Annotated in this window: 18 protein-coding genes; 10 read left to right on the top strand and 8 right to left on the bottom strand. The window is 72.0% G+C overall.

Annotated elements, in window-relative coordinates; genetic code table 11:
* Positions 1-5 precede the first annotated feature (5 nt).
* A complete protein-coding gene (locus ACMV_RS01825; protein WP_013639346.1) occupies positions 6-1544 on the top strand; it encodes a prenyltransferase in 1539 nt (512 codons plus the stop codon).
* Here ACMV_RS01825 and ACMV_RS01820 read toward each other — a convergent pair.
* Positions 1526-1972, bottom strand: coding sequence for a type II toxin-antitoxin system RatA family toxin (locus ACMV_RS01820; protein ID WP_013639345.1), 447 nt, complete (start codon positions 1970-1972; stop codon positions 1526-1528). The genes ACMV_RS01825 and ACMV_RS01820 overlap by 19 nt on opposite strands.
* 9 nt (positions 1973-1981) lie before the next feature.
* Positions 1982-2365, bottom strand: coding sequence for a nuclear transport factor 2 family protein (locus tag ACMV_RS01815; RefSeq protein ID WP_231844465.1), 384 nt, complete (start codon positions 2363-2365; stop codon positions 1982-1984).
* 164 nt (positions 2366-2529) lie between these two features.
* Here ACMV_RS01815 and ACMV_RS01810 point away from each other — a divergent pair, with 164 nt between their 5' ends.
* Genes ACMV_RS01810 through hypB form a run of 9 tightly spaced genes read left to right on the top strand, consistent with a single transcriptional unit; the run spans position 2530 to position 9427 of the window.
* Positions 2530-3651, top strand: a complete 1122-nt coding sequence (locus ACMV_RS01810; protein WP_013639344.1) for a hydrogenase small subunit — start codon at positions 2530-2532, stop codon at positions 3649-3651.
* 50 nt (positions 3652-3701) lie between these two features.
* Positions 3702-5444 carry a nickel-dependent hydrogenase large subunit gene (locus ACMV_RS01805; protein ID WP_249296427.1) on the top strand — a complete coding sequence of 581 codons (1743 nt, stop codon included), beginning with the start codon at positions 3702-3704 and terminating at the stop codon, positions 5442-5444.
* A 33-nt stretch (positions 5445-5477) separates the two neighbouring features.
* Positions 5478-6212 carry a Ni/Fe-hydrogenase, b-type cytochrome subunit gene (gene cybH, locus ACMV_RS01800; RefSeq protein ID WP_013639343.1) on the top strand — a complete coding sequence of 245 codons (735 nt, stop codon included), beginning with the start codon at positions 5478-5480 and terminating at the stop codon, positions 6210-6212.
* Positions 6209-6784, top strand: coding sequence for a HyaD/HybD family hydrogenase maturation endopeptidase (locus ACMV_RS01795; protein WP_013639342.1), 576 nt, complete (start codon positions 6209-6211; stop codon positions 6782-6784). The genes cybH and ACMV_RS01795 overlap by 4 nt, the downstream gene beginning before the upstream one ends.
* Complete coding sequence (locus ACMV_RS01790) at positions 6784-7182, top strand: thioredoxin domain-containing protein (protein WP_013639341.1); 399 nt, start codon at positions 6784-6786, stop codon at positions 7180-7182. The genes ACMV_RS01795 and ACMV_RS01790 overlap by 1 nt, the downstream gene beginning before the upstream one ends.
* 2 nt (positions 7183-7184) lie before the next feature.
* Entirely contained in the window at positions 7185-8015 is an 831-nt protein-coding gene (locus ACMV_RS01785; protein WP_013639340.1) for a hydrogenase expression/formation protein, read from the top strand.
* Positions 8012-8209 carry a rubredoxin gene (locus ACMV_RS21750; protein WP_013639339.1) on the top strand — a complete coding sequence of 66 codons (198 nt, stop codon included), beginning with the start codon at positions 8012-8014 and terminating at the stop codon, positions 8207-8209. Before ACMV_RS01785 ends, ACMV_RS21750 begins: the two co-directional genes overlap by 4 nt.
* Positions 8202-8543, top strand: coding sequence for a hydrogenase maturation nickel metallochaperone HypA (gene hypA / locus ACMV_RS01775; protein ID WP_013639338.1), 342 nt, complete (start codon positions 8202-8204; stop codon positions 8541-8543). Before ACMV_RS21750 ends, hypA begins: the two co-directional genes overlap by 8 nt.
* Positions 8543-9427, top strand: coding sequence for a hydrogenase nickel incorporation protein HypB (gene hypB, locus ACMV_RS01770; protein WP_081479218.1), 885 nt, complete (start codon positions 8543-8545; stop codon positions 9425-9427). Before hypA ends, hypB begins: the two co-directional genes overlap by 1 nt.
* 6 nt (positions 9428-9433) lie before the next feature.
* On the opposite strand, the gene hypE is transcribed toward hypB, so the two are convergent.
* From hypE to ACMV_RS01740, 6 genes are all read right to left on the bottom strand, one after another.
* A complete protein-coding gene (gene hypE, locus ACMV_RS01765) occupies positions 9434-10450 on the bottom strand; it encodes a hydrogenase expression/formation protein HypE (RefSeq protein WP_013639336.1) in 1017 nt (338 codons plus the stop codon).
* A complete protein-coding gene (gene hypF / locus ACMV_RS01760; RefSeq protein ID WP_231844464.1) occupies positions 10447-12738 on the bottom strand; it encodes a carbamoyltransferase HypF in 2292 nt (763 codons plus the stop codon). The genes hypE and hypF overlap by 4 nt, the downstream gene beginning before the upstream one ends.
* Positions 12722-13849, bottom strand: a complete 1128-nt coding sequence (gene hypD, locus ACMV_RS01755; protein WP_231844463.1) for a hydrogenase formation protein HypD — start codon at positions 13847-13849, stop codon at positions 12722-12724. The genes hypF and hypD overlap by 17 nt, the downstream gene beginning before the upstream one ends.
* Positions 13830-14057 (bottom strand): HypC/HybG/HupF family hydrogenase formation chaperone, encoded by a 228-nt coding sequence (locus ACMV_RS01750; RefSeq protein ID WP_007424663.1) that lies wholly within the window; start codon positions 14055-14057, stop codon positions 13830-13832. The genes hypD and ACMV_RS01750 overlap by 20 nt, the downstream gene beginning before the upstream one ends.
* 221 nt (positions 14058-14278) lie before the next feature.
* Positions 14279-15118, bottom strand: a complete 840-nt coding sequence (locus tag ACMV_RS01745; RefSeq protein WP_013639333.1) for a PhzF family phenazine biosynthesis protein — start codon at positions 15116-15118, stop codon at positions 14279-14281.
* Positions 15115-15744, bottom strand: coding sequence for an NUDIX domain-containing protein (locus ACMV_RS01740; protein WP_013639332.1), 630 nt, complete (start codon positions 15742-15744; stop codon positions 15115-15117). Before ACMV_RS01740 ends, ACMV_RS01745 begins: the two co-directional genes overlap by 4 nt.
* Between the last annotated feature and the right edge of the window lie 66 nt (positions 15745-15810).

Genomic DNA, 15810 nt, shown 5'->3' with positions numbered 1-15810 from the left:
CCGGGATGGACCAGTTCGGCGCCATGCGCCTCGGCGGCAACGCGGAGCGGGCGAGTGCGGACCAGGCGCTGACCGCGCAACTGTTCGACAAGGCGCGGCGGATGGTGATCGCCGGCGCGATCGACGGCAACCCGTCGGCAACACCGCTGCTCTGCGCGCGGGATGGGGAGGACATCGTCTTCGCCGCCCATCGCGCCTCGCGCCTCGCCGCCCTGCTGTCGATCAATCCGCGGGCGCAGGCGATCGTCGAGACTGACGATCCGTTATTTTCGCTCCTGCTGGAGGTCACGGGCTTCTGCGTCGAGCTGCGGGAGGCGGCGGCGCGGGGGCGGGTGTTGGCGGCACTGCATGGCGGGGCCGGGCCGGATGACGCGGCGGCGCGAGAATTTGCCTGCTACCGGCTGCGGCCGACGCGGCTCGCGCTGGTGGACCGGATGGCGACGCCGCGCTTCGCCTGGCAGGCGCTGCCGCAGAACCGGCGCAGCGACGCGCGGCTGGCGCTGGAGGATCTCGGCGGGTGGATGCGGCTGTGGATCCGCACCGTGCGGGCACCGTTCTTCACCGCCGCGATCGTGCCGGTGCTGCTGGGCGGGGCGGTGGCGCGGTTCGCGATGGCGCGGGCCGGGACCGGGGCTGACTGGCCGTGGGCGCTGTTCCTCTGGTGCATCGCGGGCGTTCTGCTGGCGGCGGCGGGGACGAACCTGATCAACGATTACGGCGACCACGAGACCGGGGCCGACGAGGGCAACGAGGTTGGCGGCAATCCGTTCACCGGGGGCAGCCGGGCGATCCAGCTCGGGATGGTGGCGGCGTGGAAGGTGCTGCTGGGCAGCGCGATCTGCTTCGGCGGCACGGTCGCGATCGGGCTGCACATCAACGCGGCACTCGCCGGCCACGCGCTGGCGCCGACGCCGCTGCTCGGCTTCGGCGTGATCGGCTGCGCACTCGGCATCATGTATACCATGGGACCGTTCCGGCTGAGCTATCGCGGGCTCGGCGAGGTCGCGGTGCCGCTCGGCTTCGGGCCGGTGATCGTGCTCGGCACCGCCTATGTGCTGGCCAGCGCGATGCACGTGCCGGTGCCCTGGCTGGCGGGGCTGCTGGCCGCCCTGCCGGTTTCGGTGTTCGTGCTGCTGATCCTGTGGATCAACCAGTTCCAGGACGCGCCGGCCGACGCGGCGGCGGGCAAGCGGACCTGGGTGGTGCGGCTGGCGGAGACGGCGGGCGGCGACATCGATTTCCGGCGGCCGTTCCGCGCCTATCTGGCGCTGGATGCCGCGGGGTTCGGGCTGATCGCGCTGCTCGGGCTGATCGGGCGGGCCGATCCGGCGCTGGCGACACGATACGCGTTCCTCGCGCTGCTGCCGCTGCCGCTCGCCCTCGTCGCGGCGCGCAAGGGGAGCTTGTGGGTGCGGCGCTGGCGGGCGGCGCCGGGCGAGCGGGCGCGGTTGCCGTTCGAGCTGCTCGGGGTGAACGCGATCACCATCGGCGTGCACCTGGCGACCGGGCTGCTGCTGGCGCTCGCCTATCTTCTCGCGGGGTGAGCGGCGCGGCCCCTCGCCTCCCGCTCGAACGCCGCGACCACCCGCCAGAGCAGCACCGGCACGAGGCGCGATGCCATCGCATCGAGCGGGCGGGAGTCGAATTCGACCGCGAGTTCGGCGCGGATCAGCGTTGCCGCCGGGCGCATCTCGCGCAGCGACCAGGACAGGGCGAAATCGCGGAAGGGGAGCGAGGCCGAACGGATGGCGATGCGGTGCGGCGGGTCGAGGGTGGCGGCGGAGACGAAGTCCATCCGCAGGCCCATGATGCTGACGGCCTGGCGCACCGTCATCCGGCGCGCGGTGCGCTCGAGGATGGTCGCGGAGAGCCAGAAGGGGACGAAGCGGGGATAGGATTCGATGTCGGCGATCAGGTCGTAGGCCGCGGCGACCGGGATCGCGAGGCGCCGCTCGATCCGGCAGGAGGCCATGACGCGCCGTCAGTCCGACGGGGCGACGAGCGGGGCGAGGTCGGCGTAGATGCGGTAGTCGGTGATGCCGAGATCGGAGACGCGCCAGATGGTGGCGGCCGGAAGGGAGACCACCGATCCGTCGCGGCGGCGGTAGAGCACGGTGAGCTGGGTGATGACGGAATCGCCGACATGCCAGACATCGATGATGTCGTGCCGCAATTCGCGGATGGCGGCGAAGAATGCCGTGACCGCGGCGCGGATGGCGGCGGGGCCGATGACGGGGGCGGCATTGCCGAAGACAAACATGCCGTTATTGGCGAAGAGCGACGCGAAGGCGGCGGCGTCCTGGCGGTCGATCGCGGCGAAGACCTTTGCCGCATCGGCGAGGTGGGACGGGGATCGGTCGGGCATCCTGTTGTCCATGGCGACGTCATTACGCCATTCCGCGTTGGCCGGGCTTGACCTAGATCAATGAAGGTTCGCTGTGCCGGCCGCAACATGACGTCATTATTGGGTCGAACAGAAAACACTTCGGCAGAACCAGCCCAGTGGCGCCGGGGCGAGGAGGACCTGTCATGCCGGACGAGTCGCGAACCTTCTACGAGCTGATGCGCGCGCAGGGAACCAGCCGCCGCTCGTTCCTGAAATTCTGCAGCCTGACTGCCGCGGCACTCGGGCTCGACCCCGTTTATGCGACGCGGATCGCGCATGCGATGGAGACCAAGCCGCGGATTCCGGTGCTCTGGATGCATGGGCTGGAATGCACGTGCTGTTCGGAATCGTTCATCCGCTCGGGCCATCCGCTGGCGCGGGATGTGATCCTGAAGATGATCTCGCTCGATTACGACGACACGCTGATGGCGGCGGCCGGGCACCAGGCGGAGTCGATCCTCGATGAAATTCCGAGGAAGTACAAGGGCCGTTACATTCTGGCGGTGGAGGGCAACCCGCCGCTGAACGAGGACGGCATGTACTGCATCGTCGGCGGCAAGCCCTTCGTCGAGAAGCTCAAGGCGGTGGCGGCGGATGCGATGGCGGTGATCGCCTGGGGGGCCTGCGCCTCGTGGGGATGCGTGCAGGCGGCGCGGCCGAACCCGACCGCGGCGACGCCGATCGACAAGGTGATCACCGGCAAGCCGATCATCAAGGTGCCGGGCTGCCCGCCGATCGCGGAGGTGATGACCGGCGTGATCACCTACATGGTGACGTTCGGGCGGCTGCCGGAGCTGGACGCGCGGGGCCGGCCGCTGATGTTCTATGGTCAGCGGATCCACGACAAATGTTATCGGCGGCCGCATTTCGACGCCGGCGAGTTCGTCGAGGCGTGGGACGACGAGGGGGCGCGCGAGGGCTATTGCCTCTACAAGATGGGCTGCCGGGGGCCGACCACCTACAACGCCTGCTCGACGACGCGGTGGAATGGCGGCGTGTCGTTCCCGATCCAGTCCGGGCATGGCTGCATCGGCTGCGCCGAGGACAATTTCTGGGATAATGGCCCGTTCTACCAGCGGCTTTCGCATATCGGCGCGGGATTCGGCATCGAGGCGACGGCGGACGAGGTGGGCGCGGTGGTCGCGGGCGCCGCGGGGGCCGGCATTCTCGCGCATGCGGGGGCGAGCGTGGTCAAGCACATGCGGGGCAAGCCGCCTTCCGACGATGCGGCACGACACAGCGGCGATGAAGGAGACAGGCCGTGACCAGCGTCAGCACGCCGAACGGCTTCACGCTCGATGCGGGCGGCAAGCGCATGGTGGTCGATCCGGTGACGCGGATCGAGGGGCACATGCGCTGCGAGGTGAATCTCGACGAGAACAACGTGATCCGCAACGCGGTCTCCTCGGGGACGATGTGGCGCGGGCTGGAGGTGATCCTGAAGGGGCGCGACCCGCGGGACGCCTGGGCGTTCTGCGAGCGGATCTGCGGCGTGTGCACCGGGGTGCATGCGCTCGCCTCGGTGCGGACGGTGGAGGACGCGCTGGGAATCCGGATTCCGGCCAACGCCAACACGATCCGCAACCTGATCACCGCCTCGCTCTGGGCGCAGGATCATCTCGTGCATTTCTACCACCTGCACGCGCTGGACTGGGTGGACGTGGTGAGCGCGCTGAAGGCCGATCCGAAGGCGACGAGCGCGCTGGCGCAGTCGATCTCGCCGTGGCCGAATTCCTCGCCGGGCTATTTCCGCGACGTGCAGACGCGGTTGCAGAAATTCGTGGACTCGGGCCAGCTCGGGCCGTTCATGAACGGCTACTGGGGCAACCCCGCCTACAAGCTGCCGCCCGAGGCGAACCTGATGGCGGTGTCGCACTATCTGGAGGCGCTCGATTTCCAGCGCGAGATCGTCAAGATCCATACCGTGTTCGGCGGCAAGAACCCGCATCCGAACTGGCTGGTCGGCGGGATGGCCTGCGCGATCAATCTCGACGGTCCGCTCGCCGCCGGCGCGCCGGTGAACATGGTGCAGCTCAATCTGGTGTCGTCGATCATCGACCAGACCATCGCGTTCATCGACCAGGTCTATATTCCGGACCTGAAGGCCATCGCCTCGTTCTACAAGACCTGGCAGTACGGGCGCGGGCTGGCGGGGCGCAACGTGATGTCGTACGGCGAGTTCCCGTTCGAGGCGAACGCGTGGACGGACCGGAACCTGATGATTCCGCGCGGCGCGATCGTCAACGGCAACCTCGCCGAAATTCACGAGGTGGATGCGCGCGACCCGGGGCAGATCCAGGAATTCGTCGATCATTCCTGGTACAAATACCCGAACGAGTCCGTGGGCCTGCACCCGTGGTCGGGGATCACCGATCCGGATTTCCGGCTCGGGGCCAAGACCGTCGGCACCAGGACGGATATCCGCCAGCTCGATGAATCGGAGAAATACTCCTTCATCAAGGCGCCGCGCTGGCGCGGCCATGCGATGGAGGTGGGGCCGCTTTCGCGCTTCACCATCGGCTATGCCAGGGGGATGGCGGAATTCAAGGAGCCGGTCGACCGGCTGCTGAAGGATCTCGGCCTGCCCTTCGAGGCGCTGTTCACCACACTGGGCCGCACCGCCGCGCGGGGGCTGGAAGCCTCGTGGGCGGCGCATGCGATGCGCCGGCTGCACGACCAGCTGATGGATAATCTCAAGGCCGGCGATCTCGCCACCGCGAGCACGGCGAAATGGGAGCCGGCGAGCTGGCCGGCGGAGGCGAAGGGCGTGGGGCTGGTGGAGGCGCCGCGCGGGGCGCTCGGGCACTGGATTCATATCCGCAACGGAAAAATCGAGGCCTATCAGGCGGTGGTGCCGACGACGTGGAACGGCTCGCCGCGCGACCCGGCCGGCAATATCGGCGCCTTCGAGGCGGCGCTGCTCAACACGCCGCTCGCCAATGCCGAGCAGCCGCTGGAGATCCTGCGCACGCTGCACAGTTTCGATCCGTGCCTCGCCTGCTCGACGCATGTGATGGCGCCGGACGGCGGCGAGCTGGTGCGCGTGCAGGTGCTCTGAGGGATCGTCGGAAACAGGATCGGGGATCGTGCCATGACGGCAGACACGCGGACGACGCCTACGGATCTCGCGCAGGGAGCGACGGCGAGGCGGGTGAGCGCGCCGGTCTATGTGTACGAGCTGCCGGTGCGGATCTGGCACTGGGTGATGGCGCTGTCGATCGTGATTTTGTCGATCACCGGATTCCTGATCGCCGATCCGCTGTGGCCGTTGCAGGTCGGCCAGCCGAGCCAGCATTTCCTGATGGGCGACATCCGCACGATCCATTTCATCACCGGCGACGTGTTCGCGGTGGCGATGCTGGTGCGGATCTACTGGGCGATCGTCGGCAACCGGTATGCGCGGGAGATTTTCGCGCCCGCGGTCTGGCGGCGGTCGTGGCGGCGCGAGTTCGCCAGGACGATCCGCTGGTACCTGTTCCTCGAACGCGAGACGAGCAAGGAGATCGGGCATAATCCGCTGGCGCAGCTTGCGATGTTCGCGATGTTCACGCTCGGCGTGCTGTTCCAGATCGTCACCGGCTTCGCGCTGTTCGGCGAGGGGACCGGCCATGGCACCTGGGCCTTTGCGCTGTTCACGAGCTGGGTGATGCCGCTCTTCGGCAACAGCCAGGCGGTGCACACGTGGCATCACCTGGCGATGTGGTACCTGATCCTGTTCGCGATGGTCCATGTCTACATGTCGGTGCGGGAGGACATCATGTCGCGGCAGACGATGATCAGCACGATGATCAATGGCTGGCGCTTCTTCAAGGACGACCGGGAATGAGCCGCGGGGCGACGGTGCTCGGGATCGGTAACGTGCTCTGGGCGGACGAGGGGTTCGGCGTGCGCGCGGTGGAGGCGCTGAATGCCGGCTGGACGTGCGGGCCGGAGGTGCGCCTCGTCGATGGCGGGACGCAGGGGCTGGCGCTGCTGCCGGTGGTGGGCGAGGCCGGGCTGCTGGTCATTCTCGACGCGGTGGATTTCGGGCTGGCGCCGGGGACGCTGATGGTGGCGGCCGACGACGAGGTGCCGCGCTACCTGACCGCGAAGAAGCTGAGCCTGCACCAGACGAGTTTCCAGGACGTGCTGGCGCTGGCGCAGATTTCGGGGCGGGCGCCGGCGCGGATGGTGCTGGTCGGCGTGCAGCCCTGCGACCTCGACACCTATGGCGGCGGGCTGTCGGCGCCGGTGGCGGCGCGGATCGGCGAGGCGGTGGACATCGTGCGGGCGCATCTGGCCGGGGCGGGGTTCGCGCTCGCGCCGCGCGCGGCCGGCGAGGAGGCGGAGCCGCTCGGCCCGGCCGCGGTGGCGATGACGTTCGGCGGACCGGCGGCGCAGATAGCGGAGGCATCGTGATGGCGGGATCGGCGGCACTGGCGCGGCTCGCGGCGGCGGAGGGCGTGCGGGAGCTGGGCGGCGACGGGCTGGAGGCGGCGCTGGCCGAGGGCACGACGCTGGTCCTGTTTACCGGCGATCCGACGCGGCATCGGGAGATCGACGATGTCGCCGTGATCGTGCCGGAGCTTGCGAAGGCGTTCGCGGGGCGGTTCCGCTGCGCGATGGTGGACCCGGACCGGGAGCGGGCGGCGGCGGCGCGGTTCAGGGTGGTGGTCCGCCCGACGCTCGTTCTGGTGCATGAGGGGGCGATGATCGGCAGCGTCGCGCGGATGCGGAGCTGGGCGGAGTATCTCGAGGCGATCGGCGGGATGCTCGACCGGATCGGCGCGCCGGCGGCCGCCGCGATGGAGGCCTGACGATGGACCCATTCGCCCTGCCCGCGCGATCCGGCACCGCCGAGGCGGGACCGGACTATCTCGCGCTGCCGACGGAGATGCATGTGTTCCGCGCGCCCTCGCTGCCCGACGATCCGGCGGCGCGGGTGCGGTGCCGCACCTGGCTGCAGCGGATCGGCGCGGCGCTGGAGGCGGCTGCATCCGGCGCTGCGGTGGGGCAGATCGTGCTCGACGAGGCCTCGGCGGCGGATTGCGCCAGTCTCGACGAGATCCTGCTCGATGGCGAGGTGAGCGCGCTGGTGCTGGGCGCGCCGGAATGGCAGATCGGCGAGACGGCCTATACCGGATTGTGGCGGCTGCGGGCGCGCGATGCGGCGACCGGGCGGCGGCTGGACCGGCTGGAGATCGGGCCAATACCGGCGGTGGTGGCGGCGCGCGCCGCAGCTTCCTGGGGGCTTATGGAGCTGCCGGCGCCGGAGGCGATTCCGCCGGAGATGGTCAACGCGCCGCACGTGCTGGCGGAGCTGCGCGCCCGCAGCGCCGCGTTCCGGCCGGGCGGCGCGGCGCATGTGATCAATCTCGGCCTGCTGCCGCTGGCCGAGGCGGAGCTGACCTGGCTGGTGCGCACGCTCGGCGAGGGGCCGGCGATCATTCTCTCGGGCGGGTACGGCACCTGCCGGATCCGCAGCACGCGCCTCGCCGGGACTTGGTGGGTGCAGTATTACAACGCGGCGGACGCGCTGATCCTGAACACGCTGGAGATCGCCGCGGTGCCGGCGGTGGCCTGCGCCGCCCAGGACGACATCGCCGAATCCGCATCGCGCGTGCGGGCGCTGGAGGCGGCCTATCCATGAGCGGGACCGCCGAGCTTTCCCGCTACGAGTGCCGGATCTGCTGGCATGTGTACGATCCGGCGGCGGGCGACGAGGTGTGGCAGATCGCGCCGGGGACGGCGTTCGCCGACCTGCCGGAGTCGTGGCATTGCCCGAACTGCGACGCCGAGCGTCACCAGTTCCTGCCGCTCGACGCGGAGGACGGCGATGCATGAGATGGCGCTCTGCGAGGGGCTGGTGCAGGCGCTGGAAGCGCAGGCGGGGGCGGCCGCGTTCAGCCGGGTGCATGCGGTGGAGCTGGAAATCGGCGCGCTGGCGGCGGTGGAATGCGAGGCGATGCGGTTCAATTTCGGCATCGTCACGCGCGGCACGCTGGCGGAGGACGCGCGGCTCGACATCGTCGAGGTCGATGGCAGGGCCTGGTGCATGCAATGCGGCACCACGGTGACGCTGCGGCGCTTCGGCGATCCGTGTCCGCATTGCGACAGCCTGCAATTGCAGGTGCTCGACGGCAAGCAGATCAGGATCAGGCAGATCGAGGTGACATGATGTGCGGCATATGCGGCTGCGGCGATACCGGGGAACACCATCATGAGCATGAGCATGAGCATGGGCATGGGCATGGGCATGGGCACGGGCATGATCATGGCCACGCGCCGGAGCACGCGCACGCGCACGCGGCGGGGCTGGCGCCGGCGCGGATGGTGCGGGTGGAGCAGGACATCATGGCGGCGAACCAGCGCCATGCCGATGCCAACCGGACGTATTTCGCCGAGCGGGGCATTTTCGTCGTCAACCTCGTCTCCAGCCCCGGCTCGGGCAAGACCTCGCTGCTGGTGCGGACGGTCGCGGCGCTGAAGGCGGAGATGCCGGTCGCGGTGATCGAGGGCGACCAGCAGACGGAGTTCGACGCCGAGCGGATCCGCGCGGCGGGGGCGCCGGCCTGGCAGATCAATACCGGCAAGGCGTGCCATCTCGACGCGCACATGGTCGGCCACGCGCTGGAGCACCTGCCGGCGCTGGAGGGCGGGATCCTGTTCATCGAGAATGTCGGCAACCTCGTCTGCCCGGCGGGGTTCGACCTCGGCGAGGCGCACAAGGTCGTCATTCTCTCGGTGACCGAGGGCGAGGACAAGCCGCTGAAATATCCGCACATGTTCCACGCCGCCGACCTGATGCTGGTCAACAAGATCGACCTGCTGCCGCATGTGGCGTGCGACATGGAGCTGATCCTCGCCGGCGCGCTGCGGGTGAATCCGGCCATCGGGTCGGTCGCGGTCTCGGCGGCGACGGGAGAGGGATTCGGCGCCTGGCTGGACTGGCTGCGCCAGGGGCGCGAGCGGGCGCGGCGGGCGCAGCACGGGGCGATGCAGGCGCGGCGCGAGGCGTTGCGGCGGGAGCTGGCCTCGATCGACGCGACGCTCGCCGGCTGATCCCGCTCAGCAGATCCGCGGCAGCGGGTCGGATTCCAGTTCGGGCAGGGTCCGCGCGCCGCCGATGCGGGTGCGCAGGAGAACCGGGGCATCGGCCGGGGCGGCCGCGCCGATCGCGCCGATGATCGCGGCCCCCTCCCCTTCGGGCAAGGCGCGCCAGGCGGCCAGGATGGCGGCCGCCGCCGCCGGGGCGGCGACGGCGACGACGCGGCCCTCGCTCGCGAGGTAGAGCGGATCGTAGCCGAGCATGTCGCAGACCGCGCGCGTGGTGCCGCGGACGGGGATCGCCGCCTCGTCGAGCTCGACGGCGCGGCCGGCGCCGCGGGCGATTTCATGGGCGACGGTGGCGAGGCCGCCGCGCGTGGGATCGCGCATGAAGCGCAGGCCGGGGAGGACGGCGATGGCGGCGGTGAGCGGCAGGACGCTGGCGGCGTCGGACACGACATCGCCGCTGAGGCCGAATTCCTCGCGCGCCAGCATCACCGCGATGCCGTGATCGCCGACCGGGCCGCTGACCAGCACGGCATCGCCGGTCTCGATCCGGCCGAGGCCGAGGCCGCAGCCGGGCGGGCGGACGCCGATGCCGGTGAGGGCGAGATAGATCCCCCCGCCCTGCCCGCGCGGCAGGACCTTGGTATCGCCGGCGACGACGCGCACGCCGGCGGCGCGGGCGGCGCCGGCGAGGCTGGCGACGATGCTCTCCAGCCGGGCGATTTCCAGCCCCTCCTCGATCAGCGCGGCCAGGGTGAGATAGAGCGGGCGGGCGCCGGCGACGGCGAGGTCGTTCACCGTGCCGTGCACCGCGAGGGCGCCGATATCGCCGCCGGGGAAGCTGAGCGGCTGGACGGTGAAGCCGTCGGTGGTGACGACGATCTCGCCCGCGGGCAGGGCGACGGGCACGGCGTCGGCCCCGGTGTCGAGCGCGGGGTCGGCGAGGTGGCGGGCGAACACCTCCTCGATCAGCGCCCGCATCAGGCGGCCGCCATTGCCGTGGGCAAGGCTGACATGGGTATCCTCGATCACGCGCGTCCTCCGTATTCGATGATCTGGCCGAAGCTGAGCCCGGCATCGTTGCAGGCGATCGCCTCGCCGAACAGGGTTGCGAAGCCGGCGGCGCGCAGGGCGGGGGCGAGGCGCTCGACCAGGTTCCGGTTCTGGAAGACGCCGCCGGCGAGGCCGATGGCGGCGACGCCGTGGCGGCGGCGGACGGTTTCCGCGATGGCCAGCGCGGTCGCCGCCATCGTGGCGTGGAAGGCGGCGGCGCGGCGGGCGGCGGGGACGGACGCATCGAGCAGCGCCGGCAGGGCGGCGGACCAGTCGGCCTCGACCACGCCGTCCGCGGCGTCGGCGAGGGGGAGTCCGGGCGCGGGGCCGGTGATGTCGTCCGCGGTGTCGGCCAGGGATTCGAGCAGGGCCGGCCCCTGCCCTTCGAAGCTGGCGACGCGGCAGAGGCCGAGCAGGGCGGCGGCGGCGTCGAACAGCCTTCCGGCGGCGCCGGTGCGGTGGCAGTTGAGCTCGCGCGCCCAGGCGGCGCGGGCGAGCGCGGCACCTTCTTCCGGCAGGAGGCCGGCGGGCGGGTCGATCCCCGCCGCCCAGCAGAGCGCGGCGGCGCTGCGCCAGGGGGCGCGGGAGGCGGCATCGCCGCCTTGCAGGCGGAACGGGCGGAAGCGGGCGGCGCGGCGCCAGGCGCCGGGGCGGCCGAGCAGCGCCTCGCCGCCCCAGAGCGTGCCGTCCGGGCCGAGGCCGACGCCATCCCAGGTGAGGACGAGGAGCGGCGCGGCGCCGGGCGCCATCTCGCCGGCCAGGGCCGAGGCATGGGCGTGGTGGTGCCAGACCGGGACGATGTCGAGCCCGCGCGCGCGGGCCTCGGCGCGGGCCCAGCGGGTGCTGGCATAGCCGGGATGGGCATCGACCAGCAGGCGGCGCGGGGCGATTCCGTAGAGGGATTGCAGGTCGGCCGCCATGCGGGCGAGGCCGGCGAGGGCCGCGGGATCGTCGAGATCGCCGAGATGCGGCGAGATCACCACCCGGTCGGCGAAGCCGAGGGCGATGGTCGATTTCATGTGGCCGCCCAGGGCCAGCACCGGCTCGGCGAGGCGGAACGGCAGGGCGCGCTCGATCGGGCAGAGGCCGCGCCCGGCGCGGAGGATGCGGGGCGCGCCGTCGATGATCCGCAGCACGCTGTCATCGACCGGGCGCTCGATCGGGCGGTCGTGATGGAGGAAGGCGTCGGCGATGCCGGCGAGCGCGGCGGCGGCGGCGTCCGGGTCGGTCAGCATCGGCTCGCCGGAGCGGTTGGCGGAGGTGGCGACGAGGGGCGCGCCGAAGCCCTCGGCCAGCAGATGGTGCAGCGGGCTGTCGGCCAGCATGGCGCCGATGGTGCCGAAGCCGGGCGCGATCGCGGGCGCCAGCGGCGCGCCGGGGCGGCGGGGCAGCAGGAGGATGGGCCGGGCCGGGCCGCGCAGCGCGGCGCGCGCGGCGGCATCGGCGGCGACGCAGGAATCGAGGGTCCGCGCATCGTCGGGGAACAGCACGGCGAAGGGCTTGTCCGGCCGGCTCTTGCGGTGGCGCAGGGCGGCGACGGCGGCTTGGTCCGCAGCGTCGCAGAGCAGGTGATAGCCGCCGACGCCGCGCACCGCGACGATCAGGCCGCGACGCAGGGCGGCGAGGCAGGCGGCGAGCGCGGCCTCGCCGGCGGCGGACGGGGCGCCGGCGGCCTCGAACCGGCAATGCGGGCCGCAATCGGGGCAGGCGACCGGCTCGGCGTGGAAGCGGCGGTTCAGCGGGTCGGCGTATTCGGCGCGGCAGGCGGGGCAGAGCGGGAAGCCGGCCATCGCGGTGTTGGCGCGGTCGTAGGGCAGACGGCGGATCAGGCTGTAGCGCGGGCCGCACTGGGTGCAGTTGATGAACGGGTAGCCGGCGCGGCGGTCGGACCGGTCGGCGAGTTCGCGCAGGCAGTCGGGACAGGGGGCGAGATCGGGCGGGAACGCGGGACGCGCGCCTTCGGTGGCGGCGCTGTCGCGGATGGAAAATCCGGGTTCGACCGCCTCGGCCACCGGGGTGACGCCGAGCAGGCCGGGCCGGGCGGTGGGCGGCGCCTCGGCCAGCAGGGCGGCGGTGAAGCGGTCGAGGATCGCGGGGTCGGCGGCGGCGAGGATTTCCACCGTGCCGAGCCCGTTGCGGACCCAGCCGGAAACGCCGTGGCGCCGGGCGAGGCGGTAGACGAAGGGGCGGAACCCGACCCCCTGCACCCGCCCGCCGAGTTCGATCCGCAAGGCCGGCATCGGGACCGGGTCAGTGCGCCCGGACACCCGCCTGCCACCAGATGTGGCAGGCGCCTTCGTCCGAGACCATGCAGGGGCCGACCGGGTGGCGCGGCGTGCAGGCCCGGCCGTAGAGGCGGCACTGGTCGGGCTGGCGGCGGCCGAGGACGACGCTGGCGCAGTCGCAGCCCGGCGGCATCTCGCCGGCGCGGCGGCGGGGCGGCGCGGCGATGACGTGGCGGGCGCGGGCATCGTGCGCGCGCCAGTCTCCGCGCAGGGCGAAGCCGGAGCGGGGGATGACGCCGATGCCGCGCCAGGCGGCGTCGGTCACCTCCATCACCTCGTCGAGCAGGCGGCGGGCGGTGGGGTTGCCCTCCGGGCGGACCAGCTCGGGATAGCAATTGTCGAGGAAGGCCCTGCCCTCGCGCTTCTGGCGGAGGACCGAATAGATCGCCGCCAGCAGGCTCTCGGCGGAGAACCCGGCGACCGCGACCGGCAGGGCGTGACGCTCGGCGACGAAGCGCCATTCCTCGGCACCCATCACCGTCGCCACGTGGCCGGGGGCGACCAGGGCGTCCAGCGCGTTGTCCTCCTCGGCGAGCAGCATGGCGACGGCGGGCCAGGTGAGCCGTGCGGCGAGCAGGACCGAGAGATTGTCCGGCACGCCCTCGGCCAGCATGGCGGCGACCGGCGCCGTCGTCGTCTCGAAGCCGGCGACGAAGAAGACGACCGGGCGGCTCGGCGCGGCGCGGGCGATCGCCACCGCGTCCTGCGGCGCGGCGATGGGGCGCACATCCGCGCCGGCGGCGCGGGCGGCGGCGAGCGAGGCGACCTCGCCCTTCGGCGCGTTGATCGGCACGCGCAGCATGTCGCCGAAGGCGACGAGGGTGACGCCGCCGGCCATCGCCAGGGCGATCGCGTCGGCGAGGTCTTCCTCGGGGCAGACGCAGACCGGGCAGCCGGGGCCGGGGATGATGCGCACACCCTCCGGCAGGAGGGCGCGCAGGCCGAGCATGCTGAGGCTGCGCTCATGCCCGCCGCAGACATTCATGATGGCGACCGGCGGGCCCGGCGGCAGGGCACGGATGCGGTCGAGCCAGAGCCGGGCCTCGGCCTCGCCGCTCATCGCCGCCCCGCGCTCACGGCGCGGCCTCGCCAAGGACGGCGAGCAGCTCCCAGGCGGAGCGGGCCTCGCCCTCGGTCATTTTCCGCAGCGCGTAGCCGACATGGACCATGACATGGTCGCCGGGCGCGACCTCGCCGGCGCCGAGCATGAACAGGCTGACGGCGCGGCGCACGCCCTGCGCCTCGCAGACGGCGTTGAACCCGTCGATCGCCACGACCTGCATGGGGATACCGAGACACATCGGGGCCGCGCTCCTCCGCGAGAGGCCGGCAAGGTTTCGTTACCGGACGGTTCCGAACGTGCCGCCGGACGGCGGCGCGGACAATGACATGGATCAACCCGGCACAAGCGCCGGGCGGGGACATGGATCAACCCGGCACGGGCGCCGGGCGGGGACATGGATCAACCCGGCACGGGCGCCGGGCGGGGACATGGATCAACCCGGCGCAGACGCCGGGCGGGTCAGAGGGCGTGGCCGGCGAACAGGGTGCGGACGGCGCCGCCGACCCAGACCTGGCCCGCCGCGTCCTGCTCGACATGGACGCGGCCGGCGCGGCCGAGCCGGGTGCCCTGCGCCGCGACATAGGCGCCGCTGGCGCGGCCGCTGGCGAACAGCCACTGGCCGACCGAGGCGTTGAGGCTGCCGGTGACCGGGTCCTCGACCAGCACGCCTTCCGGGTTGGTGAAGAGGGCGCGGATCTCGAACGCGGCGGCACCGCCGGGTTCGTGCGGGCCGACCACGCCGATATCGATGGGCCGGCCATGGTGGCGCGCCGGCTCGATCGCCAGCACATCGGCGGCGGAGGCGAGCATCGCGCAGATCCAGCCGGGGCCGTTGTCCACCCAGGCGGCATCGACGATGGCGGCGCGGTCGATGCGCAGCACGGCGACGACCTCGGCGATGTCCGCCTCGTCCGGCGGGCCGCCGCGCAGCAGCGGCGGCGCGGCGAAGGCGAGACGGTCGGCATCGCGGCGGATGGTGACGAGGCCGGCGCCGCATTCCTGCACGATGACGCCGTTCCGCTTCGGGATGCCGCCGGCCTCCGCCCAGGCATGGGCGGTGCCGAGCGTGGGGTGGCCGGCGAAGGGGAGTTCGCGCGAGAGGGAAAAGATGCGGACGCGGTAATCGGCGGCGGGGTCGGCGGGCGGGAGCAGGAAGGTGGTTTCCGACAGGTTGAGCCAGCGTGTGATCGCCTGCATCTCGGCGGTGGACAGGCCGTCGGCATCGGCGATCACGGCGAGCGGGTTGCCGGTGAAGGGGGCGGTGCCGAACACGTCGACAAGGCGGAACGGGCGGGTCATGGCGAGGGCTCCTGGCACGGGGCGGCGGGCGGGAAGAGGTGCAGGGCGGCGTAGTGCAGCAGCATGATCGCCTTGGCGTCGTGGATCTCGCCGGTGTCGATGCGGCGCAGCGCGTCGTCGATGTCGAGTTCGACGGTCTCGATATCCTCGCCCTCCTCGGGGCAGCCGCCGCCGGGGGCGACGCGGTCGGCCGGGGTGTAGCGGGCGACGAAGAAGAAGAGTTTCTCGGTGAGCGCGCCGGGGCTCATGTAGGCGCTGAAGACGGGGCGGATGCCGGTGATGCGGTAGCCGGTTTCCTCCTCGGTCTCGGCGATGATGCGGGCCTCGGGGTGGGCGGCGTCGAGCTTGCCGGCGATGGCTTCGAGCACGAGGCCGTCGCCGCTCTCGGCGAAGGCGGGATAGCGGAACTGCCGGACCAGGACGACGGTGCGGCGGGCGGGATCGTAGAGCAGGATCGCCGCGCCGTTGCCGACGTCGTAGACCTCGCGGGTGAGGGTCTGCCAGCGGCCGTCGGAACGGCGCCAGTCGAACGTGACCTTGGTCAGCCGGCCCCAGCCGGCGGCGAGCAGCGCCTCGGCGCGCAGGCGGACCCTGTCCGCGAGGTTGTGGGGCCTGTCGCTCGGCATCTGCACGGTCTCCGGCTGGCTTGCGGGCGGGCGGCGCGGCCGGCGCCGGGCGGTGGACCCGGGCGG

Origin of the sequence: Acidiphilium multivorum AIU301 (assembly GCF_000202835.1) — a bacterium.
Taxonomy (GTDB): domain Bacteria; phylum Pseudomonadota; class Alphaproteobacteria; order Acetobacterales; family Acetobacteraceae; genus Acidiphilium; species Acidiphilium multivorum.
The sequence above is the reverse complement of the archived record's forward strand: the minus strand, read 5'-3'. Positions and strand labels throughout refer to the sequence as shown.

Excerpts from the sequence above, each read along its gene's own strand:
- ACMV_RS01825 (WP_013639346.1), top strand. The coding sequence starts at position 6 with ATGGACCAGTTCGGCGCCATGCGCCTCGGCGGCAACGCGGAGCGGGCG.
- ACMV_RS01820 (WP_013639345.1), bottom strand. The coding sequence starts at position 1,972 with ATGGCCTCCTGCCGGATCGAGCGGCGCCTCGCGATCCCGGTCGCCGCG.
- ACMV_RS01815 (WP_231844465.1), bottom strand. The coding sequence starts at position 2,365 with ATGCCCGACCGATCCCCGTCCCACCTCGCCGATGCGGCAAAGGTCTTC.
- ACMV_RS01810 (WP_013639344.1), top strand. The coding sequence starts at position 2,530 with ATGCCGGACGAGTCGCGAACCTTCTACGAGCTGATGCGCGCGCAGGGA.
- ACMV_RS01805 (WP_249296427.1), top strand. The coding sequence starts at position 3,702 with ATGGTGGTCGATCCGGTGACGCGGATCGAGGGGCACATGCGCTGCGAG.
- cybH (WP_013639343.1), top strand. The coding sequence starts at position 5,478 with ATGACGGCAGACACGCGGACGACGCCTACGGATCTCGCGCAGGGAGCG.
- ACMV_RS01795 (WP_013639342.1), top strand. The coding sequence starts at position 6,209 with ATGAGCCGCGGGGCGACGGTGCTCGGGATCGGTAACGTGCTCTGGGCG.
- ACMV_RS01790 (WP_013639341.1), top strand. The coding sequence starts at position 6,784 with ATGGCGGGATCGGCGGCACTGGCGCGGCTCGCGGCGGCGGAGGGCGTG.
- ACMV_RS01785 (WP_013639340.1), top strand. The coding sequence starts at position 7,185 with ATGGACCCATTCGCCCTGCCCGCGCGATCCGGCACCGCCGAGGCGGGA.
- ACMV_RS21750 (WP_013639339.1), top strand. The coding sequence starts at position 8,012 with ATGAGCGGGACCGCCGAGCTTTCCCGCTACGAGTGCCGGATCTGCTGG.
- hypA (WP_013639338.1), top strand. The coding sequence starts at position 8,202 with ATGCATGAGATGGCGCTCTGCGAGGGGCTGGTGCAGGCGCTGGAAGCG.
- hypB (WP_081479218.1), top strand. The coding sequence starts at position 8,543 with ATGTGCGGCATATGCGGCTGCGGCGATACCGGGGAACACCATCATGAG.
- ACMV_RS01750 (WP_007424663.1), bottom strand. The coding sequence starts at position 14,057 with ATGTGTCTCGGTATCCCCATGCAGGTCGTGGCGATCGACGGGTTCAAC.
- ACMV_RS01745 (WP_013639333.1), bottom strand. The coding sequence starts at position 15,118 with ATGACCCGCCCGTTCCGCCTTGTCGACGTGTTCGGCACCGCCCCCTTC.
- ACMV_RS01740 (WP_013639332.1), bottom strand. The coding sequence starts at position 15,744 with ATGCCGAGCGACAGGCCCCACAACCTCGCGGACAGGGTCCGCCTGCGC.